Annotated in this window: 23 protein-coding genes and 3 pseudogenes; 12 read left to right on the top strand and 14 right to left on the bottom strand. The window is 55.1% G+C overall.

Going from position 1 to position 22,319, the window contains the following annotated elements; all coding sequences use genetic code 11:
• Window positions 1–52 precede the first annotated feature (52 nt).
• Window positions 53–742 carry a HEPN domain-containing protein gene (locus tag FNZ07_RS23150; RefSeq protein WP_091016816.1) on the top strand — a complete coding sequence of 230 codons (690 nt, stop codon included), beginning with the start codon at window positions 53–55 and terminating at the stop codon, window positions 740–742.
• A 98-nt stretch (window positions 743–840) separates the two neighbouring features.
• Here FNZ07_RS23150 and FNZ07_RS23155 read toward each other — a convergent pair whose 3' ends face one another.
• From FNZ07_RS23155 to FNZ07_RS23165, 3 genes are read right to left on the bottom strand one after another with little or no spacing between them, the layout of a single operon-like run.
• Entirely contained in the window at window positions 841–1,806 is a 966-nt protein-coding gene (locus FNZ07_RS23155) for a hypothetical protein (RefSeq protein ID WP_091016819.1), read from the bottom strand.
• Window positions 1,807–1,825: 19 nt separating this feature from the next.
• A complete protein-coding gene (locus FNZ07_RS23160) occupies window positions 1,826–2,173 on the bottom strand; it encodes a hypothetical protein (RefSeq protein WP_091016821.1) in 348 nt (115 codons plus the stop codon).
• Window positions 2,173–2,715: a glycoside hydrolase family 73 protein gene (locus FNZ07_RS23165; protein ID WP_091016823.1), complete on the bottom strand. Its 543-nt coding sequence runs from the start codon at window positions 2,713–2,715 to the stop codon at window positions 2,173–2,175. Before FNZ07_RS23165 ends, FNZ07_RS23160 begins: the two co-directional genes overlap by 1 nt.
• A 132-nt stretch (window positions 2,716–2,847) precedes the next feature.
• On the opposite strand from FNZ07_RS23165, the gene FNZ07_RS34175 reads away from it, so the two are divergent.
• The 7 genes from FNZ07_RS34175 to FNZ07_RS23200 all read left to right on the top strand — a co-directional run bounded on the left by FNZ07_RS34175 (window position 2,848) and on the right by FNZ07_RS23200 (window position 10,189).
• On the top strand, window positions 2,848–3,144 hold the full coding sequence (locus FNZ07_RS34175; protein WP_249040683.1) for a hypothetical protein: 297 nt from the start codon (window positions 2,848–2,850) through the stop codon (window positions 3,142–3,144).
• 121 nt (window positions 3,145–3,265) lie between these two features.
• Window positions 3,266–4,495, top strand: coding sequence for a tyrosine-type recombinase/integrase (locus FNZ07_RS23175; protein WP_091020677.1), 1,230 nt, complete (start codon window positions 3,266–3,268; stop codon window positions 4,493–4,495).
• A gap of 11 nt (window positions 4,496–4,506) precedes the next feature.
• Window positions 4,507–6,048 carry a site-specific integrase gene (locus FNZ07_RS23180; RefSeq protein ID WP_091020675.1) on the top strand — a complete coding sequence of 514 codons (1,542 nt, stop codon included), beginning with the start codon at window positions 4,507–4,509 and terminating at the stop codon, window positions 6,046–6,048.
• Window positions 6,048–8,372 (top strand): hypothetical protein, encoded by a 2,325-nt coding sequence (locus FNZ07_RS23185; protein WP_091020672.1) that lies wholly within the window; start codon window positions 6,048–6,050, stop codon window positions 8,370–8,372. Before FNZ07_RS23180 ends, FNZ07_RS23185 begins: the two co-directional genes overlap by 1 nt.
• Window positions 8,365–8,865, top strand: a complete 501-nt coding sequence (locus FNZ07_RS23190; protein ID WP_091020670.1) for a hypothetical protein — start codon at window positions 8,365–8,367, stop codon at window positions 8,863–8,865. The genes FNZ07_RS23185 and FNZ07_RS23190 overlap by 8 nt, the downstream gene beginning before the upstream one ends.
• Before the next feature lie 98 nt (window positions 8,866–8,963).
• Window positions 8,964–9,461, top strand: coding sequence for a hypothetical protein (locus tag FNZ07_RS23195; protein ID WP_091020668.1), 498 nt, complete (start codon window positions 8,964–8,966; stop codon window positions 9,459–9,461).
• A 350-nt stretch (window positions 9,462–9,811) separates the two neighbouring features.
• Complete coding sequence (locus FNZ07_RS23200) at window positions 9,812–10,189, top strand: hypothetical protein (RefSeq protein WP_143098089.1); 378 nt, start codon at window positions 9,812–9,814, stop codon at window positions 10,187–10,189.
• Window positions 10,190–10,343: 154 nt separating this feature from the next.
• On the opposite strand, the gene FNZ07_RS23205 is transcribed toward FNZ07_RS23200, so the two are convergent.
• A complete protein-coding gene (locus FNZ07_RS23205) occupies window positions 10,344–10,535 on the bottom strand; it encodes a YodC family protein (protein WP_091014715.1) in 192 nt (63 codons plus the stop codon).
• A 67-nt stretch (window positions 10,536–10,602) separates the two neighbouring features.
• Window positions 10,603–11,445 (bottom strand): hypothetical protein, encoded by an 843-nt coding sequence (locus FNZ07_RS23210; protein ID WP_091012920.1) that lies wholly within the window; start codon window positions 11,443–11,445, stop codon window positions 10,603–10,605.
• 176 nt (window positions 11,446–11,621) lie between these two features.
• Here FNZ07_RS23210 and FNZ07_RS34630 point away from each other — a divergent pair.
• Window positions 11,622–11,747, top strand: a pseudogene (locus tag FNZ07_RS34630) (SOS response-associated peptidase family protein); the annotation flags it as partial.
• Between the two features lie 103 nt (window positions 11,748–11,850).
• Here FNZ07_RS34630 and FNZ07_RS23220 read toward each other — a convergent pair.
• The 6 genes from FNZ07_RS23220 to FNZ07_RS23245 form a co-directional block, all read right to left on the bottom strand.
• Window positions 11,851–12,483, bottom strand: coding sequence for a hypothetical protein (locus FNZ07_RS23220; protein WP_177228288.1), 633 nt, complete (start codon window positions 12,481–12,483; stop codon window positions 11,851–11,853).
• Between the two features lie 43 nt (window positions 12,484–12,526).
• A complete protein-coding gene (locus tag FNZ07_RS23225) occupies window positions 12,527–13,264 on the bottom strand; it encodes a hypothetical protein (protein ID WP_143098091.1) in 738 nt (245 codons plus the stop codon).
• A complete protein-coding gene (locus tag FNZ07_RS23230) occupies window positions 13,261–13,977 on the bottom strand; it encodes a hypothetical protein (RefSeq protein WP_143098092.1) in 717 nt (238 codons plus the stop codon). The genes FNZ07_RS23225 and FNZ07_RS23230 overlap by 4 nt, the downstream gene beginning before the upstream one ends.
• A 191-nt stretch (window positions 13,978–14,168) precedes the next feature.
• On the bottom strand, window positions 14,169–14,948 hold the full coding sequence (locus tag FNZ07_RS23235; RefSeq protein ID WP_091012933.1) for a rolling circle replication-associated protein: 780 nt from the start codon (window positions 14,946–14,948) through the stop codon (window positions 14,169–14,171).
• 465 nt (window positions 14,949–15,413) lie between these two features.
• Window positions 15,414–15,839 (bottom strand): energy transducer TonB, encoded by a 426-nt coding sequence (locus tag FNZ07_RS34570; RefSeq protein WP_091012936.1) that lies wholly within the window; start codon window positions 15,837–15,839, stop codon window positions 15,414–15,416.
• Between the two features lie 74 nt (window positions 15,840–15,913).
• A complete protein-coding gene (locus tag FNZ07_RS23245; RefSeq protein ID WP_245811506.1) occupies window positions 15,914–16,216 on the bottom strand; it encodes a type II and III secretion system protein in 303 nt (100 codons plus the stop codon).
• Between the two features lie 519 nt (window positions 16,217–16,735).
• Here FNZ07_RS23245 and FNZ07_RS33730 point away from each other — a divergent pair.
• A complete protein-coding gene (locus tag FNZ07_RS33730) occupies window positions 16,736–16,888 on the top strand; it encodes a hypothetical protein (RefSeq protein WP_170275762.1) in 153 nt (50 codons plus the stop codon).
• Window positions 16,889–16,925: 37 nt separating this feature from the next.
• Window positions 16,926–17,087 (top strand): annotated as a pseudogene (locus tag FNZ07_RS34180) (ISNCY family transposase); the annotation flags it as partial.
• A 195-nt stretch (window positions 17,088–17,282) separates the two neighbouring features.
• Here the strand turns inward: FNZ07_RS34180 and FNZ07_RS34185 are convergent.
• Window positions 17,283–17,651, bottom strand: a pseudogene (locus tag FNZ07_RS34185) (DDE-type integrase/transposase/recombinase); the annotation flags it as partial.
• A 162-nt stretch (window positions 17,652–17,813) separates the two neighbouring features.
• Between FNZ07_RS34185 and FNZ07_RS23255 the strand changes: the two are divergent.
• A complete protein-coding gene (locus FNZ07_RS23255) occupies window positions 17,814–19,829 on the top strand; it encodes a carbamoyltransferase family protein (protein ID WP_091012944.1) in 2,016 nt (671 codons plus the stop codon).
• 138 nt (window positions 19,830–19,967) lie between these two features.
• Here FNZ07_RS23255 and FNZ07_RS23260 read toward each other — a convergent pair whose 3' ends face one another.
• Window positions 19,968–20,465: a hypothetical protein gene (locus tag FNZ07_RS23260; RefSeq protein WP_091012947.1), complete on the bottom strand. Its 498-nt coding sequence runs from the start codon at window positions 20,463–20,465 to the stop codon at window positions 19,968–19,970.
• A gap of 79 nt (window positions 20,466–20,544) precedes the next feature.
• Window positions 20,545–22,308: an MOSC and FAD-binding oxidoreductase domain-containing protein gene (locus FNZ07_RS23265; RefSeq protein WP_091012951.1), complete on the bottom strand. Its 1,764-nt coding sequence runs from the start codon at window positions 22,306–22,308 to the stop codon at window positions 20,545–20,547.
• Between the last annotated feature and the right edge of the window lie 11 nt (window positions 22,309–22,319).

The following is a 22,319-nucleotide window of genomic DNA, read 5'->3' on the forward strand; positions in this document are numbered from 1 at the left end:
GTCGACGGTTTCGAATGAGTCGGCTACGGGAATTTTTATTCGGGGAATACAAATGGCAAGCGAAGCTTGGAATACGTTCGAGAAAAATATTAAAGATGTCATTACGCTTCACAACCTGCATACCAGGGTTGCGATGACTGACTCGTCGGCCCCACCAGAAACGGAAGTTCTAAATCGGGCGGGTATCGTTCTGACCACGTCTTTTTGGGAGGCTTTTTGTGAGGACGTGGCGGCTGAGGCGCTCGAAAAGATTGTTGCGTCAGCAAAGGATGCGAGCGTTCTACCCAAAGAGATCAAAAAACAGATAGCGAGAGAATTGAAGGCGAATTCGAACGAAGTTGCGGTATGGGACTTGGCTGGTGACAATTGGAGGGTGTTGCTGCAGACACGACTTGCCGCTCTTCAGGACGCTCGAAACAAGAAGTTGAATACTCCCAAGTCGCAGAATATCGATGATCTTTTTGAATCAGCAATTGGGCTTCCCGGCGTGTCCTCGGGGTGGACGATAGAGTACTGTACAGAACCGGGTAAAACTATATTGATGGATGCAGACGCGACGCGAAAGAAGCTCGATGAAATGGTGACGCTACGGGGTGAGATCGCGCACCGGGGAAAGGCTAAGGCGGCGATTATGAAGGACGACGTGAAGGACTACGCGATGTTCGTGGCTGGCATCGCTATATCTATCAATCGTCAACTGAGCGAGTACGTTCAGTCGATTTCGGGAGTCAAGCCTTGGTGACCCTACCGGTTGTTGCGCGGCTAGTCTGTGTTCATAGAGCGGCTGCACACGGTCATCGAGGATCGCGTACAGAGCGTCGAAGTTCGACGGATTGGACGCTATCTATGCGTGGGTACCCGTACAAGCGGTGGCGTTGGAGTTCGCGCGCTCGGTGCTGTACCGGCCATCGCGTTTGAAATCTCTGCTATGGTTTCGAAGTAACGTTTAACATCGCAGGCTGTTTCGAGTACACCTGACGCACGTTTTATCGCAGGATTATCGCCATTAACGTAGAGGTCAAGTCGCGGGTCGGGTCGTAAGAACATCGAGAAAACCTTCATACAGTTAGACAGTATTCCTAACCGCATAGATGCCGTAACTCCGTCCTTCTTAGGCATACATTCGAGCACGAGTTGTGTTGAACTAGGGTCGTGTACTTGTCGATTGTTTGTAATGCAGTCGTCGACCAAATCAGTGGCAACTTTCATGTCCTCGGTGATTGTGAGCGCCCCGTAGTCGCCGGTGGCGAACTGATGAAGAGTGGCAATCGTAGGGGAGTCGGCGACAAGCCGTTCTTGCCATTTTTCGCTGGCCGCGTCGAATGTCTTGCGTGCTTCGGCTATTTCGTTTGGTGTTGCTCCGTGTTCCTGCAGCGAAATCAATAGCCTGCCACGGTACGAGTAATCGGCAAAACCTACGGACAGATCGTCATATGCCGTTCGCAGTTCACTCATGCTTTTCACAAGAGATTCGCGTTCACGCTGGAGGTGTTCCTGCAGAGCTACGAGCCCATTTCCGATGATGCCTGTCAGGACGAATCCGACTGCGACCAACACAGCAGGGTGCTTTGAGTATCTATTGAGTCGTCTGAGTAGCCGTTGTTTCTGTCGCGGATCGGGTGCGATCAGAAAGCCTTTGCGGGTCAGTGTTCGCCATTTGAACGATACGAGCCTTCTCCGCATCGTGCTTTTGAGAAAGTGACCTAGGTATTCGAGCAGAGTAAGTAACACCCAGACGGTCACTACAATGAGTACCCATTGGATTAGCCGCTGCTGCGTTAGTATTGTTTTTATTTGTTCGAGCATCGCTTCATATTGTTGACAGTCAGTGTTTTGGTTTGCGCAGTGGTTGGAAAGTCTCAGCGTCGTAGTCGTCTGTGAGCGCCCGGCCATCGCTCTTACGGATTTTCATGAAAAACAGTGTCGGTGCGAAATTGGGATCGCCACCGCAAGCGGGTGTGTGATTCTCCCGGACCTGTATAAGAAAGTCCTTGCCTTCATCTGTGATCTGGAAGTCCAGACACTCGATCTTGTCTGACGTTAACTCGTATTTTTCAATGAGCGCTGACGCTTTGAGCGTCGCGGCGTTTTCATCCGGTACTGCAAGTCGTTTCGCCTGTGCAGCGGTGCAGGCAATGAGGGCGAGTGCGAAGATAGTGGCGCGTCGTTTCATTACGGGGCCGTCGTGTCGTACTGGTCGAGGTGGTGTGAGTGGATGATGGTAAGCAGTTTTGCTGCGTAATGTGGATCTGTTGCGTATCCGTTCTGGGCGAGAATCATGGCACACGTGATAGTCCGCTGCCGTTGGTAGCATTCTCGAAATCGAGGGTTGTCTCGAACCTGGTCGGCCCAGTCCTGCGCGGCGTCGTCATAGCTGGAGTAAGCGCGGAACGTGCCTTGGGTGAGGGTAGCTGTTCCGTTGATGTTTTCGTGTGTAGCAAACGTAGCGGAAGCGCCGTTTGGGGCTCGGCCTTTCATGCCGAAATACGCATTGGCTACAACGCGTGTTCCCCAGCGGGTCTCGAGTGCCGATTGTGCCAGGACGATCCCGGCCGGGATGCCGTAGCGCCTCTGGATGTCCTGCGCGCTGGCAAGATGGGTGTCTAGGAACGCCTGCACCTGGGGCGGCGTCGAGTGCGCTTTGTGGTGTTTGTGAGCGGTATGTGTTGGCATGACAGGCAAGCCTTTGAGATCGATTAGAGCGGGTTCGAGCATGCCATGAGAGTTCTGCAACGACAATTATTTAGATGATGCATTGGGCATAACATTGAATAAGACTGTCAAAAAGCCTTCAGTTTTGCTGTTTGGGGGACGTTTTCCCGGATTTAAGTCTGTCCGGGAGGTTGCGTGACTCAGCTTGAGCTTTGGCCGCGTGAAGCGGTGTCTGCTGCCGAGTTGGCTGTCGTGGTGGGAGAAATTCGAAACCTGTACTGGCATATCCGGAACACGCGTCGCGGTATGCACGATGCGCGGCGTCGGCAGGTTTATCGTAAGATCGAGGTCCAAAAAAAACGCCTGCAGGTTGCAGGCGTCTCGAAGCGGGAGATTCTGGATTTTCTAGCTTGCTGCCGGTCGAAGCAGTGTTGCGGAAAAGGTTGCCTTGGCTGCTCGCCGCAGACGGCGCAGCTTGGACAACAAATTTGACATAATATAAATTAGCAACATCAGTGGTACCTAAAGGAGTGTTGCGGGTTTTGCCTTTTTGCCCAGGATCGAACGCAACGGCCATGTATGATTTGGCACCTTTTCTATGTTGCGTCGATCAATGACTTTCCTTCAGTTATCGGATTCGCTGGTTCCAGGGCAACTGAGAAGCGTCACGCTTGTCGGCAAACCTCCGATACCGCGATATTGGGCCAGCGTCTGGCTGATCATGTCGATGGGCCACCTGGCCGAATCGACCCAAACCGGCAAGCTTCGGTACATTGAAGATCTGTACCAGCATGCGGACCGGATTCTGGGGCCAAACGGTCTCGACGATGCTCTTGCTGATGTCGATGACGGCGCGCTGGCCGACGTTCTTGAATCGTGGTTTGTCTCGATCCGGAACCGGTCGCGAGCAACCCGAGCCGACGAGTTGCGCTGGCACGCTGGCCTCGGCTTTGTAACTGATGTGCTGACCTGGCTTTCCAGGAGCCGGATTCCGGACGATCGTCTGCGAGGCATAGAGGCGCGGCTACATAGGCTTTCGACCTTGTACAGCCAATTGCACGTGCGAAAAAGCAGTCAGGCTGAAACTGTCCGCTCGTTGCCAGCCTCCGTCGTGGAGGCGCTTTACGATCTGCTGGACCCGGAGTCCGGTCGGAATCCGTTCAAGCATGCGAGGACCCGCTGGCGTGTTTACATTGCCTTCGTGCTGATGCTGCATCAAGGTCTGCGGCGCGGCGAGTTGCTGCTGCTTACGGCAGACTGTGTGAAATCCGGTTTCGACAGGAAACGACAAACGCTGCGCTATTGGCTCAACGTCCAAGAAAATGAATACGATGACGCAGAAGCCGACGAGTCAATCGACTCACGGTATTCGAAGCCAAGCATTAAAACAGTCCATTCTCTCCGACAGATTCCTGTCAGCCCGCTAACGGCGCAACTGGTTCAGACCTACGTTGAAAACTACCGCGGTCGCCCTAGCCACCCCTTCCTGCTCAATTCATCTGTCGGCAACCCGCTCGCGACTGAGTCACTGACGAAAGCGTTTCGCGAAGTTTCGAAGGCATTGCCAGACCCGGTACGCCAGGAATTGAGCGATCGCAGTGACAAGGACTCCGTTATGCCGCATGACTTACGCCACACCTGTGCGGTCGTTCGCTTACATCAATTGCTGGATAACGGTGACCCGATGGACGAGGCGTTGCAGAAGATGAGAACGTTCTTCGGGTGGTCGAAGAAATCGGTGATGCCCTCGCGCTACGCACGGGCCGTGTTCGAGGATCGGTTAGCGGACGTGTGGAATGACAGCTTTGATGAGCGCGTAGCGTTGCTGCGCGCAATTCCGTAAGGACTCTGACCATGCAACTGTCTCGTAGTATCGGCGTTACGGGTGTCGCTCGCGATGCTGGAGAGTTGATTGCCGACATAGTCTCACGACTTCCAGCCCTTCCTCCCGTCATCCGTTACTACGACGAATTTGATGACACCACCCGTTCGATCGCCGCGCCCACGGAAGCGAAGGTATTCGAACTGTGGATCTACGGGCGACTGCATAGGCTGGACTTCGATCGCTATCCAGGTGCATACGGCATGCTGGTGAAGCATCTCTTCCTGTTTCTGCTGGGCAGAGGACTTCATGTCGTGTCCGCCTTCAAGGCAGCCGGCGGAGCGATGCACTTCTCGGCTTCCGAAGTCGAAAAGCTGATCGACGCCGGCCCACACAAGATCGGTCATGAATGGACCGTCATGCGTGCCCGCCACTTGCCTCAAGACGGGTACCGGTTCGGCAAAACACTGCTGCGGTTGCTGCGCGTCCATCGGCTTTGTGGCTGGTCCACGACGTATGAAGAATTTATACGCTCTTCCCTGCCCGGCCCCGTGATGGATTCGCACGCCGGGGTTCGTTCCGGGGATGTCTTTCTGTCGGTCGACGAGGAAGCTATGATCGTGAGGCATCTGGACGAAACCGTTTCAGCTCTCACGTTGCCCATGAATGCACATCCAGAGCACGAGGATCTCTGCGACGCGGGCATGTTGCTGTGCGCTTACCAGTTCGCCATGCGCCCAATCCAGATCGCGATGCTGACCATGAGAAATGTACGTATCTGGGTGGACGTACCTGATGAACCGCCGACGGTTCATCTAACCTTCCATATGGCCAAGCAGAAAAGCGACACGAAACGAAAGCCGCTCACGCGTCGGGTCAAGCGTGAATGGGCTCCGATCCTCGTTGCGCTCAATGCCCAACGAAGGGCTGCGGGTCTCACGGGCGCCGGGCGCTTCTTTGCTGTCGAATCGAACTATGAGGCGGGATCGCGGATTGCCGCACTCGTCAGAAAACTTATCGACTCCGAAGACCTCGGTACGGCGACCGACCTGCGCCACACTGCGGCGCAGAGACTCGTCGACGCCGGCGCAAGCCACGAAGAGCTGGCCGAGTTTCTGGGTCATTCGCACATACAAACGGGCTTGGTGTATTACGAGACATCGGCTACCCACGCGGAAAGGGTGAACCGGGCGCTCGGCGCGTCGGACATATATCGACGCGTGGCAAAGATCGCGCACGACCGATTCATCTCCCCGGAAGAGCTCACCTTACTCAAAGGTGAACAGCAGATTGCTGGTGTGCCTCACGGCATTCCGATCGCGGGCATCGGCGGTTGCACGTCGGGACAACCTGCGTGCCCCTATAACCCAGTGACGTCGTGCTACGGATGCAGGAAGTTCATGCCCTTACATGACAAGGCGATGCACGAGAGCGTGCTGGCCTCGATGCGTGAGGTGGTCGCGTTCTTCGAACAGAGTTCTCGTGGCGACACCCGTTCCCCGACCTATCTCCAGTTGCAGCGCACGATTGCCGAAATTCAGACGGTCATCGGCGAACTGGAGGGCGATGACTGATGAACCCACACTACTCGGCGTTCATCGAGCTCGGCAAGGCTCTCGCTCGTGAAAAAGATCTGGGCTGGGAAATACCACTCGATGAGACCGGTGCTGCTCTCGACGGTGTCGGCTGGAACCTGACGGTCGCCGCCGGCGATGTACCACCACCGGCGCACTACATGCGAGATCTTGGCACGGAGGTGAAGGCGCTGGCGATCGTCAACGCGGAGCGTGTTGAGCGCGGACTGGCATCGCTAGCCAGACGGCCGCTGTCGACCGCGTGGCAGGATCTGGTCAAGGCGGCAGTCGCCGAACAGTTGCTGTTCAGGCGCAACACGACTGGACATATAGCGCAATGCATAGCCCGTCCCCTGCGGGTCATTGCGACGTGCGTGGACAAGGAACCATGGGAGCTGACTGTCGATGACCTGCACGTTGCCGTGCGTGTTGGTAAAGCTATCCAGGCTACGGGGAAGCTGGGCGATATGGTGGTCGGCATCGTAAAGATCGTGTTTGACGCCCAGCACATCTGTGACGCGGGCCCGCTATACGCCGCGCTTGCTGTTCCTAGAATGAAGGGCAAAAGCGCGATCAAGGCAAAGCATACGTGGTCCGCGGAGAAGCTCCGCGATGACCTCGAAGCTCGCAAACGTGACGAGCGCTTGCCGGAGCGCCGGGCGTTCTGGGAACTGACGCGCATCGTAATGACCGAGCAGCCGAGAACATTCATGGACGATTTGCGGTTCGCCGCGATGCGCGTCTTGATCGTGACCGGTATGCGGGCGGGTGAGGTCGCGTTGCTGCCGGTTGACTGGAAACGGGAGCGCACGTACCTGGATTCGAAGGGACGGCCAGCCGGCGAGTCCGGCGGCATCTCGACATCCCTGATGGTGCGTCACTTCGCTGAAAAGCAGCAGGAGGATGAGACCGACAGTCGCGTGTTGCGTGAGGCGACCCAGCCCGTGCCCGAGATGTTCCGGACGTTGTTGACCGAAACACTCGACCACGTGGCCCGGATCACGGAACCACTGCGCGCGACATTGAAGCTGCAATGCGAAACGGGTCGGCTGCTGCCCTGGTATCCCGTCGATAGTGTCGTGCCCGTCACCGAAATCTACACACGTCTCATGGGCAATCCGTTCTGGCTGAAAATTGAACGGAGGCCCTTCATTGAACGCTATCGGGATGGCTTCGATCCGGCGGTTCTTGCTGAACTCCACGAATACCAGCATGTGCGGCGGCGCAGCGGTGACCTGGGGCTGGACATGGCCGTCTACATGTTCGGGAATCGACTGAAAACATCAATGCTGGAGGGCAAAACAGGTCTGCGCTTCCGACATGGTGACGGCTCGCAGGTCAAACTCCTTGATCGGATGGAGTGGCATGCGGCGCATCTGCACGTCGGCGAGCTCGAGGAACATATCCGGCTCAAAACGCCGACGAAGGTATCCGATCTCGATCCCCTGCCACTGGCAGTTGGGTCCGTTCAGCCGTGGGAGTTTCTGTTTGTGCATCCGAAGCGCTCACTTGCCGAGGAGCGCAACGACGGCCTGTGCGATGTGACGCGCTATATGTCGATCAACCGCCCTGATCCTACACTCATCGGACAGGCGCTCGGCGACGCGAAGTACCTGCCACCGCTGTTTGAAAAATACGGGCAAACGGACGAAGACCGGGCTTTGAAGATCGAGTCACACATGCTGCGTCATCTGCAAAACACCGAGTTGTTCCGGCTGGGCGTCGCCGACACAATCATCTCGAAGCGCTTCAACCGGCGCAGCGTCGCACAAAGCTACGAGTACGACCATCGCAGCCTCGCAGAAGATCTGGAGCAGATCGAGATCCCGCAGGACATCGAGATCATGCTCGGCGCAAAGACCAGTACGGTTGCCCGGCTCATCAAGGGCGGCAAGGCTAACGGTCCGATCGTCGATGCGTTTCGACGCATCCAGGAAACGGATGGCGACGTTGCCGCGTACGAGTACCTGCGTGCCGAAGCGGACGGTTTCCATGCCACACCGTATGGGCATTGCCTGAATTCATTTACGGTCGATCCGTGTCCCAAACATCTCGAGTGCTTCGCCGACTGCCGTCACCTCTCGGCGACCGACCTTCCTGAGCACCGGCAGAACCTGGTCCGGCTCGAGGGCAAGTTCAAGCTCGCCCTCGAGTCGATCAACGCCAGACCATCGACCAGCATCGGCTGGAAAAACCAGCTCGACCACGCAGAGAAGCGGCTGGCCGGTATACAGAAGCTTCTTGCAACACCTGCAGGTGAACACCCCTTCCCTGACGGCGTTGATCTGTCACGGCCCCGGCAACGCGGAGTACTTGATGACTGAACCTAAAGAGATTACGCCATCCAGTGACGACGACCAGATGCGTGAAATTCTTGAAACGCTGCTGGCCAATGACGAAGACATCACGGCTCGCGCGGTCGCGCGACTGCACCCATCCATCAACGCAGCGTCGTCGATCACACGTAGTGAGTCCCGAAGCAAGCTGCTCGCTGAATATCAGCGGCGACAGAGCGAGTACCGACGTTGGCGCGGCCGCGTTGCGAAACGGTCCGGCGCCGATACCGCGGCTTCACTCGCCGACAAGGACATCAGGATTGCAGAACTCGAAGCCACCGTGCAATTGCTGACCGCTTCCCACCTTGCAATGCTACGTGCCGTTGGCGAACTCGGTGGCTTTAGCAAGTGGGCGAGGTTCTATGAACAGTATCGCGATGCACGGGACAAACTTGCCGAGCTTGGCGCAATACCCGAATCGACTGTGTCGCCAATGCCGGCGGAAAACCCGAAGCGTCGGGGAAAAACAAAATCTCTATGACTGTCTGGTAGGTGTGACAATGTTTGCGTGATCCCCTCAGCCACGAAATGGCTGCGGCTCCGCGGTGGAAACCGCCTCTCTCCCGAAAGGAGTATCACATGTCCTATTGCCCCTTCTTCCAGACCCTGCACGATGAAACGCGCCCCGTGGGCAATCTCGGCAAGGGAACTCACTACTCTGTCCTGCGGGCGCCAGTCTGGCACGACGAGTCCATGAACACGCTTGCACGTTGCGCGTTCCTCGACTTCGCCATCATCTGGGACGAGGATCACGACGATCGCGTGATTGACGCGATTATGGTGCTCTACATCAGTGGACTGCTCACACCGGTGCGGTATATCGGCGAACGGAAAGGCACGCTCTCGGTGCTCCTGGCATCTGACGTTGTGCGCACTTGGGACCCGGAAACCTTGAGGCAATATCGCGACGATATCGACGGCATCTGCCAGTGTCTGGAAGACCCGTGGTCTGCGAAAATCGACAGCGCTGACGGACACGAACATTCGATCATCCACAGTTCGGCTGAGAACGTCGCGACGTATCTCAGGAACATCGACATGCTGTGGGAATTGGGTGTGAAGTCAAAGATGTACTAGGTGCTGGCAGGAACGCAACACTGAGGCTGGCAATAACCCGCTGCCACGATCTATCCCGTTGCGTCTCCGGATAGACATCGACGCAACAAACGCCCGTGGTGCGGTCACGCAACAGGAAATGCCTGAAAATGTGAATATCCTGTGGATAAGTCGGCCGCCTTACCCGTTGAAATATAACAAAACCTGAAAAACCAAACCAACGCAACATCACACCATAGATGCCAAGAAGCGAAAGTTAGGCGAATTGTTAATACAGGTTAAGCGCTCGCTGAATCCAGCCGTAAAGACAGGACCGGACCCACCATCCGGTCTTTTTTTTTACCTTCCGAATGCAGACCTGAGAGACCCGCATGCCAGCCAGAAAACACCGATTCCTAACGCGATACAACGCCGCGTCGCTCAACGAATTTCTCTACTACGCGCGTGGCATACCCATAGATCACCTGTGCCGGATGTTGAACCGGCATCCGCGCACTATCAGCCGCTGGACACACGGGCATGCCGTTATTCCGCCCTGGGCCGTCGCCACGCTACGCTTGCAGATACTCGAGCACCAGCTCATGCGCGACCAGATGGGATACACGGCCCTCGAGCGCGAATACGAGCGTAAGCGCGAGGCACAGCGGCCGCCAACCATCCCGCTGAAACAGAGGACACCCGCCGCGAACGAAACCGTTTACGAACCACGAACGCGGCACCAGCTTTCGTTACCCGGTTTCGCCCTTTGAATTCCGCCTGAGACCAACGAAAAAACCCCGCATTGCGGGGCCGTCTTACCTATAACCACACTCGTTCGCTAGTAACGCGCTCATCACCAGCGTCGACGACTGGCTCTTTCTCACAACGCGAGACCGGTTGTGTCCACGACAAGTCTGCGCGATTTCACTCGTCAATCTTTTCGAGAGTCGCAGCATCAAATACGTCTCGGACCTTCTTTGGTCCATCGAACCAGATACATTGCACGCCGTCTTTCGGTCCCATTCCCGTAACCGAATAGTCACCGGTATCTGAAACAGTCATTGCCGGACCACCGCTTTTGACTTGTACCACGTCGCCTTTTGAGAAATTCGTCATTTCAAATCCCCTTGATAAAACGATGAAATCATACAAGATCAAATATTTATATTGCGCGCAACCTCTGCTAGCCCTCTCCAGCCCTTTCTTGAATATCTGGATTATATTTATATTCAATGCGCGACGTAAGCTCAGTCATTGCGTAGTGAACGAATTGCCGCCCAAGTTCCGTTAATTCGTACAATTCTTCTTCATCAAATGCAGATTTAAGCACGTTAGAATTATTTCCGGAAGATTTCTTGCTTGTTGGTTTCGCAATGAAGTTTCCTTGATAATCAGTGTCTCTATGCTGACGCACGACACCACCCATACTCAGATCACGAAATAACAGTTTATACAAATCAGCATCTGCAGAATCCTCGCGAACCCTGCCTTTCCCGATTTTTCTCCAAATGGCGCCACGGCTAATTCCGTTCGATTCGTAGATCGCACCGATAACTTTAAAATGAAGCTCTGAGTATTGTCCTATCCAATCAATGAACATTCGAACGACATCATCACTAGAAATGGCGGATGCAGCGGCATTGCTTAGTACGTTCCGAATCAGAACGCGTTTGTCTTCACTCTCCGCACCTGACCACTCCCGAAAAGTCTTCTTAAGTAAAGATTGATATTCTCGACTCTCAACCCGAGTGGTGATTTTCTCGTCTTGCAGATCAAGGCGCCCCATTATCTCAATTACCGTTGCTTCCTTTTCTCGGATTTCCTCTTCAAGCATCTTGACCCATTGCTCGAAGAAACGATTGACCTTTGCTTGTTCGTTTTCGGACCAAGCTCCAGCAATGGCAGAGAGAACCCCTCCAACAACCGGAACGGCGCCACCAGCGATCTGGAGCGCACCCCGTGCAACTCTACGCCCGGTTCCTTCATGTGGTATACCACTATCGCCCGGTGTGCCTTGGTCTGTCATTTTTTTGCTCTTTGGACAAGAATGCCGCTTTAATAATACGTGGTAACGACGCCTGAGCCCACTGGATTTTACCCTTATACGTTAAATCCATGTCCGAGCGACTCTTGTCGAGGCATTTTATGAAATATCTCTGTATTTTAATAACGAGATTTAGTACAGAAAAGACCAGCGAGCTGATGATAGTTGCCTGCCTGCGGTCGCACTGGTCGGACGACGGAGAGGCGGATCTACTATCTTTCGCAGCTATCACCGACGAGCCGCCACCTGATATCGCGACTGCCAGCCACGACCGCTGCATCATCTTGACGCATAGACTCACGCCAGATTTTCGAGGACTTTGGGGACGCTAATACTGTAACCGCCTGTAGCTTCAACAAACGCAAAGCACCGTTCATCGCTCTATGGTTACTTGATTTTCCCTCGTACCCACAAAATGTTAATCACCGTCTTTCCAAGTGGCTCCGCATCTGCAAAGCAAATCGGATCATCAACGTATGCGTTCAAAGCAACTGCGACCTCTTCAGGTCTAAAACGCGGTGCGGTACCAATGTGTCTCTCCTGCGCTGCAACGTGCTGAGGATCAGCCGATGGCGCACTCCGTAAGGCAGTGACTATTTTTTCGTGGAAGGCACGGTCACTCTCGCGATTAACCCAAGATTGTTCCTCGACCGCGTCGTAACCGAAGCTTCTAAATAGTGCCATTAAGAAGGTCGCACACGTAAGGCCCTCACCGTCCGTCGATGCGATGAATTTGCCAGCATCGTCAAATTGCGATCCAAGCGCATAGTTTAGCCCATAAGGCATCGAGCCTACATTTGCGTTATAGACTGCTAGCGCCCATGTAGCGAACATGTTTGCCTCTTCGTCGTCAAACGACGGACAAGCAACCCAACCGTATCCCGGGTCGGGGCGGCCACACTTCAAGTGATGATGCCAGGCGAGATGAAGAAATTGGATGTCGCGACTACCAGCTCGAAACAGCAGACCGACATGGCGCTGATCCAACGCGCCACCGATCGCGACCCCGATACGCCCCATCTCCTCCGCTAGCGGACCCGTAACATGAACATCTAGCATCTCATTAAAGTCCGCGCAGCATCTTCTTATCGTTGAGATTCTTTTCCCTCAGCACCGTTCGAGTACCTTCGAAAAACCGTTGCCAAGCACCGAGTTTGTCTTTGGCCCGAAAGGTGGCGCGCAGCATGCCCACACTAGCCCAAACGGTGATCTGACTAGGTTGCGCGTGAGCTAACACCCGATCAATCCTAGCTAGATTGTTCGCTCTAAACGCGCGCTCGATAAAATCAAAGCCGAATTCCAGCGCCGGTTGTCCATCGTCAACTACAGATAGACGGTACAGCGCTGACAGAAACTGGTCCGTCTCTGATACATATGAAGTGTCAGCTTGCGATTCACGGTAATCTTCCTGCACACCCGACCAATACAAACGCAAATCTCTTGAGCAACCCATCGTAAGAGAGATCTGGTCCATCGATAAATCCACGTACCCTACGACCGTCGCACCCGTGCGCGAAACACGGCCCATCGGAAAATTCACGTACGTTATAGTCGTTTCACTCTCGGCATGCCGACACCAACCTGCCAACGATCCCGCATCGACGCGCAATCGCTCAAACCATTGTCCGGCTTCACCCGTTTGATAAAATGCTGTGGCAGGTAAATATTCGATCCCGAGGCGTGTTAACCCTTCCACCGCTGGCGTAACAACAAATTGACGTTCAAACTCACCAAGGTCAAAGAGTGAGCCATCCGCACCAAAACATTGATCTGTCGCAGCGCTATAAGCAACCTCGCTCATTTTATATCCCCTTCCTCGAACATCTCGCGACTCAACGCCGTAAACTCGTCCAGCAATCCCCGCAAATCTTGAGTATTCAACTGGAGAAGCACCTCCGGCGCAGTGCTGAGATCCACCTCACATCTCACACCGAAAATAGGAAGCGCCGAAGATGCTCCAGTGGAAGTCGAAAACTGTGTAATCTGAGCTGCCGACCATTTTGAAAGTCGGTTAATTTCCGTTCCTGGCATCAAACGAGATTCGCGAGGACGATTGATCTGATAAAACAAATCCCTCGATTCGACATCCACCGTCACACCTGATAGTAACTCGCCCAATATACGATAACCGTCCTCACGCGCTGAAACCGGTATCGTTGCGGTCATCCCAAAAGCGACACGTGACGCATGTGTAAAGAACTCGACGTGCTCAGAAATCAAGTCAACAAGTGCAGACTGAGCGCTTTGCACCGAACCAAGCGACGGAAAGCCCCCCGTCGCCACGCCATGGTATACAACGTCCATTCGGCCCGGAGTAGTGGAACAGATCAACCGCCCATCCCTAAACGGGCCTTGTTCAGTCACTGCTTGAGCCGCCAGCAGTTCGTTCCTCGTCTCCGGTGCAATCGTTGTCAGAACTTCCCATACTTTTGTCGGCATGGGTCGACCAACCCCGTAAAAACAGGTGACTCGAACAAATTCCGCCTGCCAACGCTCCAGCGCAACGCGCGCCATAATTACCTCGCCGCCCTAAATGATTACCAGTTTGGCAGAATTTATCACAGCAGGTGGGACTGTCTGCGACAAATACCGGACATCGGCATCGGTACCGACCACGTACCCAATTACGACCGTGATTCTGCCTTCTTTAGTTCCGCCCTCTCGCCCGCTGCGGCCCAACAGCCGCCCGTTTCGTTACGTCCAGCTTACAGCTCGCGTGTGGAGAGCCAAAAGCACCCCAACTCCTGCCGCCAGAACGTCTGACACCGGTCAAGCGTCGCGCCAACCCGCTTCGCCGCCGCAAAAGCGATCTTGAGAGCCTGCACGGGATCGTCCGACAGGATGTGATCGATCGACATGCGTTCCGGCACCACGACGCCCCGGCTCGTCCAGTAGCGCTTTTCGTTCATCGCGTGCTCTGAAAAGCCCTTCGCGATGTACTTGGCAAGGTAGGCAGCGAGCTTGTGCCTCAATCCCCTTTCCTTGAACGGGTTACGCACGTGGATATTGCCGTTGTCGAACCCAACAACGCTTTGCCAGATCGAGCGCAACACACGATAGTTCTGCCGGCCACAGACGGCCACGTGAAGGTGCCAGGCGCCCCGTTTCTGCCGTTCGGCCACCGCGACATACTGAAACCCGCCAAGTGCCCCCAGTCGACGCCTTAGTGTATCGAAATCACGTTTCAGCCGCGTCTTGTCCTCCATATTCTCGCGGTAGGTCAGCGTAATCATCCGGTCCGCGCCAATCGCCTTGCAGCGAAGCCGGACCTGTTGTTTCGCACGCTTGGCCGCGTCCATCAAATTGTCTTCGGTGTTCTCAGACTCGCCGCGCTTCGCCTTCGGCATCGCACTGAGACGTTGAGCGCCCATGTAGCGGTCAAACCGCGTGGCCGTGATCTCCACCTGTCCATCACCGAAGTTACGGCCACGAATCACCCACTCGCGCCGGAACGCCGAGAAATCCCCTATACTTTCGACGCGCATTGCAAATTCCCTTGTAATGCGCTGCTGTACCAAGCCCACACCGTTGCTGCGATGTGGGCTTTCTTTTTCCTGCAACCACCCTTCCCTAACCGCTACCTGCTCACCGTGTCCCGGTCTGCGCCGTTGTCGGCGGTGTTTCTACGTTAAGTGTCCCTGATTCAAGTTTAGGGACTCGCTTGCAGCACGGCGCCCGCGCGCCCCACTCACAAGCCACTGCGGCGCACCAGCGCCCATAACAGCGGCTTTGCAGCGAGGGGTTGCCCGCCAGCCGCAATGTCTTCGTTTCTCCGCTCGCGTCCGTACCCGCTACTCGGTCCGGCGGGCCGCGCTGAGCCGCGCGATAACCGCCACCACTCCGCAGGCCCGCTGCAGCCGCCCATCGCTCCGGCAACGTGCCGGACACTCCCAACGCTAGTCGCAGTATTTCGAGAACAGTCAGCTTCTCCACCGCAACCGCACGCCACGTTATCGCCCATTGATGTCAAAGGAGATCGGGAGAACATACGAGGCGCGAACGGGCTTACCATCAATCATCAGGGGTTCGCACGACGTGTACTTCAACGACTCAATGGCAGCCTCATCAAGGCGAGGATATCCACTACTCTGGACTACCTCGCTTTTCTCAAACTTGCCGTCTGGATCAAGAAAGATTCTCGCCTTGACCACTCCCCGTTCTCCAGCATCGAAAGACGCTTTCGGATATTTCGGACTAGCCATTTGACAGCTACGGCGACCGGCTGCAATTGGGTGTAACGGCCTGACAACCGTCTGAGACTCCTGATCCGGCGAAGCCGGTTTCGTGTCGTACACATCCACTTTGAACGACTGCGGCCCCGAGGAGCATGCACCCACCACAAGAGCAGCCAGCGCCGTCACTATGCGATATCTCATAACTGATCTTCCTGCCGTTTTTTACGAAACCAGCACACTACCCGAACAAACACCGTCTTTTGGCACAGCTGGAATCAGATCTTCTGGACCTGCAGCACCAGCACGACCTCAGTGCGTCCTTTCAACGTCGCATGACCCACTAAAAGCGCCGGTAGAAAGCGCTCACGGCTGTTCGACGCCGTGTCTGAATGCTGTATCAGACCGCCAAGCACCACGACCTCACCATCGCGCAGATTCGCCACCGCCTGCAATGAGCGCGTGTTCTTTGTCGGCGACCCACTGACGCCCGATGTCGTGCTGACAAAGCTCGAAATCTCTTCATCTACGTTCAACCGAATAACGTCCTCCATCACCAGCGGTGTAACGTTGAAAATCACACCGGCGTCCTGATACTCAATCTCACCGCGCTTCGTCTACGGCATCGCACAGAGGCGCTGAGCCCCCATGTGCCGATCAAACCGCCTAGCCGTTTTTCCACCTGTCCATCGCCGACGTTACGACCGCGAATCACCAGTACGACCGTCGAACAGGTCAGGCGTCACGTGATCGGCCGGGCATCTAGACATGTCGATTAACTACGGAAGGAATTGACCGGCGCATCGACTTCAACCGGCGCGAGGGTGAGGAAATTCGGCTGACGGCCCTGCCGATACAACTCGGTGCGGGCCTTGTCTCGCGCGCATTCGTCATCGCGGGCGCGGACCTCGACGGTTGCAACACGCGTATGCGCGTGCTGCGTGTAGCCGTGAACTCGATTTGTAGGCACAAATCACCCCCGAGTCAGTTCGCTTTTGTAGACCATTCTTCCGACCGCGCCGCATCCGAATTTCTCAGACCGCTAGAATCGCGCCGCGCGTCATATAAACCAGCGACACACACAGGGAGAGCGCCACACCATGTACAAACCCATCATCTATGGTGTGCCCATCATCGCGGCCTGGCTATCCGGCAAGACAGCCTATGAAGCTGGATGGACCGCAACCGGCCTCATCATCATCACGGCCGCCGCCCTCGCTACCTGCGCTTACGCATTCCTCATCTGGCACTAGCCCGCCCTGCCGCTCACATAGGCGGGGTTTACCCAGTGGGATCACGTTGTCGAAGGAAACCGTGCGGCATCTGATGACGGATGCCGGCTTATGGATCCCACGCCGGCAACGTCCACCGAAGATCTACCCGCCGCGGGCACGGCGCGCGTGCCTGGGCGAACTGGTCCAGATAGATGGCAGCGATCACCCGTGGTTCGACCAGCACCATCACAACGTCAAGTCTTGCACCGGCGCCCTGCCCGGCCGAAAACGTTCAGGAACACCACGATCGCGCTCGCAAACGTCGAGTTGATATTTGTACCCGAATCACACGACAGGTCGGCGAAAGTTGCAATTTGGATCGTTGACGCTGTCTAGGGGCAACTGTAGGATTCTTGAGCATTGAACCGCTCCGTGAATTTCGAATTTTCCGTGGAGCGTGCGGATAAATCAGTTCGGCCTTGTACAGGCCATTGATCGCCCAGGCCAGTGCATTGCCCCAGCTGTTACCGACGGATGGCTTGATGCCGGCCGCGGCTAGTCGTTCGTTGTATTGATGTATTGAGGTCTCCTATCGGAGTATTGGATCAACGTACTTCCGTTGTGGTGTTGTAAAGCGTGCATCTGGGACGACGTCTGTGGTCATCGATGAACTCACGCGCCAGCCGACCATGCGCAGGACGAAGATGTCGATCGCGAACGCGACATAGCGCCCGTCCCGCCACGTCGAAACGTAGGTGAAATCTGAAACCCGGAGCTGGTTCGGCCGGTCAGTCTTGCCCTGTTAGGGACGCTCGCCGCAAAGCTCTTGCACTACGCGTATGGCCCGTTCGCGAATTTCAGCAGAAAACTTGTTCGATTTATTCATGGCTCCATTCGAGCCTCCGCCAAATCGGGGGCGGTTCGTCTTGATTGCTATTTAAACTTCAGAGTGCGGGATTATAAAATGCTCACAATCGGGTTTAGTGGTGGAATAAATAACGTCCATGATGTGACGTATCCGCATGATACTCAACTGGGGCACGACTCGGCGGCTGTTCTTGTAGAAGACGGAGTGGTAGTCGCGGCCATTGAGCAGGAGCGACTGGATCGCATCAAGCATTCCAACAAACGCTCTTCGCAGGCGATACGTGCCTGTCTGGATATCCACGGAGTGCGCGCTTCCGATGTCGATGCATTTGCATATTATAACGATGAATCATTTACCGATTTCATTATAAGAGACATGTATTTGCACAACGGAAAATTGCCGCCCATGAAATCAATAAGGGCGTTTTTCCGTGACAATCTGAGTGCGGATCTCGGTGTTGATATCGATGCTGATAAGATAAATTTTGTGGATCATCACCAGTGTCATGCTGTCAGCGCGCTTGCGATGTCGACGTTCGACACAGGCCTCATCATAACATTGGATGGATTCGGAAATTATGATTCGGGGACCGTGTATTTAAGCAAGGAACGTCAGCTGCAAAAGATTCACAGCTATTCACGATCCCAATCGCTTGGACTCTTCTACGATCATGTCATAAAGTTGCTTGGTTATAGAATGTTCGATGAATATAAGGTGATGGGTCTTGCGCCGTACGGAAATCCAGATCGCTTCAAACCAATATTCGATCAATTTTATTCCCTGAAGCCGGATGGTGAGTACGACCTTAATTTCTTTGAAATCCCCCATGCAATTCTCGGGGCGCTAGGTCCGGGCGCGGCGCCGCGGCAGAAAGGTGAAGCCTTTACGCAAGAGCACAAAGACATTGCCGCTGCGTTGCAGGATGTACTCGAGACTATCGGCCTTCATATAGCCCGCCACTTCCAGCAGCACACCGGGATGCGAAATCTCGCTCTCGCGGGGGGCGTGGCGCATAACTGCAGCATGAATGGGAAGTTGTTATATGAGGGAATGTTTGACGAGATCTTCGTACAACCGGCCGCGCACGATGCGGGTTGCGCGCTGGGAGCTGCCCTCGAAATCGATCGAAATTTTCGGATGGAAAGCAGACAAACGATTTTGCCGCATGTTTTTCTAGGAAAGGATATTGGACCTCACGAAGAAATCGAGAATGAGGTTTCGCTCTGGAGTGCATTTGCCGATGTTGTCGAGCTTACCGATCGCTCGAAAGAAGTTGCGTCCCTGATCGCAGACGGCGCGGTGATCGGATGGGTCCAGGGGCGCTCGGAATTCGGTCCACGTTCGTTGGGTAATCGAAGCATTCTGGCTGATCCTCGCCCGGAAGAGAATAAACGGATTATCAATGCCATAGTCAAGAAACGCGAGGCATATCGTCCGTTCGCACCTTCCGTGCTTGAAGAATACGTGGCGGAATATTTCGAAGTGGGAAAATCTCAGGTAAATTTCCCATATATGACATTCGTGCTTCGAACAAGGCGGTCGTCTCCTCGGCTTGGTGCGGTGACCCATATTGACGGGACCGCAAGGGTTCAAACCGTTTCCAAATCGACCAATATGCGTTTTTGGGAATTGATCAATGCGTTCCGCGAGAAAACGGGTGTTCCGGTCCTGTTGAATACCTCTTTTAACAACAACGCCGAACCGATCATAGATTCCGTTCAAGATGCATTCGCATGTTTTTTTACCACCGAACTGAACTACCTTGTGGTCGATAACTATCTGATTGCGAGAAAACCGACCTGGCGAAGCCGCTTTGGCGAGTTCACTGTTGCAATTCCCGACCACATATATCTTAAGAAGGCCCAGTCTTACGCCGGCAATTCCACGGCCGTTCCGGTTCTTTCCCTCGTCAATATGGTGACTGCCGAAGAACAATCGCTTTCCCGGGACGCACACGCGTTACTGGAACTCGCGGATGGCGAAGCCACGATCGATGAGTTGATCGAGCGAGGTGAGCGAAGTGCAACGCGAGAAAGCTTGATAGCTGAATTCGATGCCCTTTGGTCCCTACGAATGATCAATCTGCGCCCAAAGGCGGCGGCAAGAAAATAGCCAGTGCGATTCCCAAAGACAACGTCACACCGTTGAAACGAGCGCGGAGGAGTGCGTAGCGGAAGATGCACAACCGCTTACGCGATCCTTCGCGTTGTTTCTTCTCAAGGCGCTCGTAGCTTGTGATCCGCGACTCCGTTACCAGTAGTAACGACCGGCCAATCTCCAGAACGTAAGACCAGCGACCCCACCAGCCAACCCGAAATATCGACCTGCCGTCAGCAGCTCCTGAAGTACGGTAATCGGCGTATCGCCATCGGGACTGGAGTACTGGTTAGGTACGTCGATAAATGCAGTATTCACCCATATCACCAGCATCACTACGGCTATCCCCGCAACCGCGTAGAAGACCCAGCAACGAATCGCGAATGCCCGCGCAATCATCGAAAGAAGCGCACAGGGAATTGCCATAGTCGCGAGCCCGATTACCCATATCAGGACGAACTCGATTCCCGTCATGGTTAGCAGGTCGACAGCCTTGTGCTGCAGACTAAAATTCGTCGCGCTCTCGAAACTCGTGATCCTGCTCAGCTCGATTGCCGCAACTACCGTTAGGGCCCCTGCAGTCACGCTGGCGAAGTAGCTACCAACGACACGCTCCCACGATGCTCCCGATATCAATCCATCCCGTTCCATGTAGTCTCACTTCACGTTTTCAGTACGCTTCTTCTCGACGCCGCATATCGTGAATCCGGCTGGCATCCTTACGACAGTTCTAGGCGTCGAGAACCACATTCCCTTCCGGCCGCGCACAGCAAACAAGCACGTTCCCCTTCGGCGGTAAATCGATGGGTTCCACCTCGTAATGAACCTCTCCCTCGATCAATCCCGTCTCGCAGTTATGGCACACACCACTCCGACATGCCCAGCGAACCGGGACGTCACACGCCTCCGCCAGTTCAAGCAAGCTACCGTAGACACGCGAATCCCAATGCGCCGAAACCCCGCTTCGCGCAAAGGACACCAGGTGACCTGTATCGGCGTCGTTCGAAGGCGTATGAGGCTTCCGGTTCGAATCTCCTACGATACCTGGTTTTAACGACTCACCGCCGCTAAAGGCCTCGGAATGTATACGGTCGGACGTTACGCCCAGATTTTTGAGGGCACTCGTCATGTCATCCATGAACCTGCCGGGTCCGCAAATGTAAACCTGAGCGTTCGGCTCAAGCCCAATGCTCTGGAGGACATCGCGAGAAAAGTGACCCGCTACGTCGTAACCTTTGCCAAGCCGATCCGCAGCCAATGGCCGGCTATAGGCGATGCAGCTCCGACCATGCGGTAACGCCTTAACCAGTTCTCGCGCCTCGTCTGCAAACGGATGGTGTTGTCCATCGCGAGCCGAATGCAGCCACAAGACCGGACTCTCGACACGCGCTGCTACCACGTCATGCAGCATCGCGAGAACTGGCGTGACGCCAATACCGGCACTCAAAAATACAATCGGGTGGTCTGCTGTGTTGAGCGTGAACGCACCGCGTGGAACGCTAACCTCGATCGTGTCACCTTCGCGCAACCGGTCCCTCAGGTAAGAGCCGACAACACTCCCGGAGTTAACTTTGACCGCGATTCGATACTGCGACGCCGATGGGCTACCGCACAGCGAATAACTACGAAAAGAGGGACGACCGTCCGGTGGAAGTAGCAGGCGTAGAACGATGAATTGCCCGGGCTTCGGAACATCCAGCGGCTGGTTGTGCAGATCCGACAATGTCAGTGCGACCACGTCTTCGCTCACCCGCTCTACCCTCACGGCCGCAAGCGAACGGAACCCCGGTGCTGCCGGGTACATTGCTCCCGATGGACTCAAACCAGCATGGGCCTGCCCTCTTCCGTTCGGCCCGGCCTGAAGCATTTGTTCAAACGAACACCTCCAACCCGGCGAAAGCGCATCAATCTGAAGCGCACGCTCAAGCTGATCGCGAGGATGGGCACTCGAGTACAGCAGGTTGTTGACTTCAAACACGCTCATACGTGGTTGTGCCTCACCCACTTTCAGTATTTCGTCTCCTGCACCGACTACGCCTTCCGTCAGCACCCTCAAGTAAAAGCCCGGCCGTCCAGTCGATGTCATCAATGCGGGCATCCTCGGTTCATTGAGGCGAATACCGACCCGATAGCAGGTCACTCTAGGTTGCGTGACCTCGAACAACGCCTGCCCGATCTGATATCGATCCCCGATACAAACCTCCGCATCGGATAGTCCGTCCACCGTGAAGTTTTCTCCAAAGTGGCCGAAAGCAAGGTCTGCGCGACCAAGCTGCGTCTTCCAATGCCGATACGACTCGCACTGGTAGACCAGAACCGCGCGATTAGGGCCTCCATGCCCCTGAAGATCGCCTTGACCATCGCCTGCCAGATTAGTTTTCCCAACCCAGCACTGCCCTTTCACAGGAGTTTTCCAGACGCCGGTGTGAACGGTGCGGCCCTTCCACTCAATATCGCGAGGCAGGCCAACATTGACAGACATCAATCGCGCCATCGTCGTTCCTC

This window comes from Paraburkholderia megapolitana (assembly GCF_007556815.1).
Lineage (GTDB): Bacteria > Pseudomonadota > Gammaproteobacteria > Burkholderiales > Burkholderiaceae > Paraburkholderia > Paraburkholderia megapolitana.

Excerpts from the sequence above, each read along its gene's own strand:
- FNZ07_RS23150 (WP_091016816.1), top strand. The coding sequence starts at position 53 with ATGGCAAGCGAAGCTTGGAATACGTTCGAGAAAAATATTAAAGATGTC.
- FNZ07_RS23155 (WP_091016819.1), bottom strand. The coding sequence starts at position 1,806 with ATGCTCGAACAAATAAAAACAATACTAACGCAGCAGCGGCTAATCCAA.
- FNZ07_RS23160 (WP_091016821.1), bottom strand. The coding sequence starts at position 2,173 with ATGAAACGACGCGCCACTATCTTCGCACTCGCCCTCATTGCCTGCACC.
- FNZ07_RS23165 (WP_091016823.1), bottom strand. The coding sequence starts at position 2,715 with ATGCTCGAACCCGCTCTAATCGATCTCAAAGGCTTGCCTGTCATGCCA.
- FNZ07_RS23175 (WP_091020677.1), top strand. The coding sequence starts at position 3,266 with ATGACTTTCCTTCAGTTATCGGATTCGCTGGTTCCAGGGCAACTGAGA.
- FNZ07_RS23180 (WP_091020675.1), top strand. The coding sequence starts at position 4,507 with ATGCAACTGTCTCGTAGTATCGGCGTTACGGGTGTCGCTCGCGATGCT.
- FNZ07_RS23185 (WP_091020672.1), top strand. The coding sequence starts at position 6,048 with ATGAACCCACACTACTCGGCGTTCATCGAGCTCGGCAAGGCTCTCGCT.
- FNZ07_RS23190 (WP_091020670.1), top strand. The coding sequence starts at position 8,365 with ATGACTGAACCTAAAGAGATTACGCCATCCAGTGACGACGACCAGATG.
- FNZ07_RS23195 (WP_091020668.1), top strand. The coding sequence starts at position 8,964 with ATGTCCTATTGCCCCTTCTTCCAGACCCTGCACGATGAAACGCGCCCC.
- FNZ07_RS23200 (WP_143098089.1), top strand. The coding sequence starts at position 9,812 with ATGCCAGCCAGAAAACACCGATTCCTAACGCGATACAACGCCGCGTCG.
- FNZ07_RS23205 (WP_091014715.1), bottom strand. The coding sequence starts at position 10,535 with ATGACGAATTTCTCAAAAGGCGACGTGGTACAAGTCAAAAGCGGTGGT.
- FNZ07_RS23210 (WP_091012920.1), bottom strand. The coding sequence starts at position 11,445 with ATGACAGACCAAGGCACACCGGGCGATAGTGGTATACCACATGAAGGA.
- FNZ07_RS23220 (WP_177228288.1), bottom strand. The coding sequence starts at position 12,483 with ATGGGGCGTATCGGGGTCGCGATCGGTGGCGCGTTGGATCAGCGCCAT.
- FNZ07_RS23225 (WP_143098091.1), bottom strand. The coding sequence starts at position 13,264 with ATGAGCGAGGTTGCTTATAGCGCTGCGACAGATCAATGTTTTGGTGCG.
- FNZ07_RS23230 (WP_143098092.1), bottom strand. The coding sequence starts at position 13,977 with ATGGCGCGCGTTGCGCTGGAGCGTTGGCAGGCGGAATTTGTTCGAGTC.
- FNZ07_RS23235 (WP_091012933.1), bottom strand. The coding sequence starts at position 14,948 with ATGCGCGTCGAAAGTATAGGGGATTTCTCGGCGTTCCGGCGCGAGTGG.
- FNZ07_RS34570 (WP_091012936.1), bottom strand. The coding sequence starts at position 15,839 with ATGAGATATCGCATAGTGACGGCGCTGGCTGCTCTTGTGGTGGGTGCA.
- FNZ07_RS33730 (WP_170275762.1), top strand. The coding sequence starts at position 16,736 with ATGTACAAACCCATCATCTATGGTGTGCCCATCATCGCGGCCTGGCTA.
- FNZ07_RS23255 (WP_091012944.1), top strand. The coding sequence starts at position 17,814 with ATGCTCACAATCGGGTTTAGTGGTGGAATAAATAACGTCCATGATGTG.
- FNZ07_RS23260 (WP_091012947.1), bottom strand. The coding sequence starts at position 20,465 with ATGGAACGGGATGGATTGATATCGGGAGCATCGTGGGAGCGTGTCGTT.
- FNZ07_RS23265 (WP_091012951.1), bottom strand. The coding sequence starts at position 22,308 with ATGGCGCGATTGATGTCTGTCAATGTTGGCCTGCCTCGCGATATTGAG.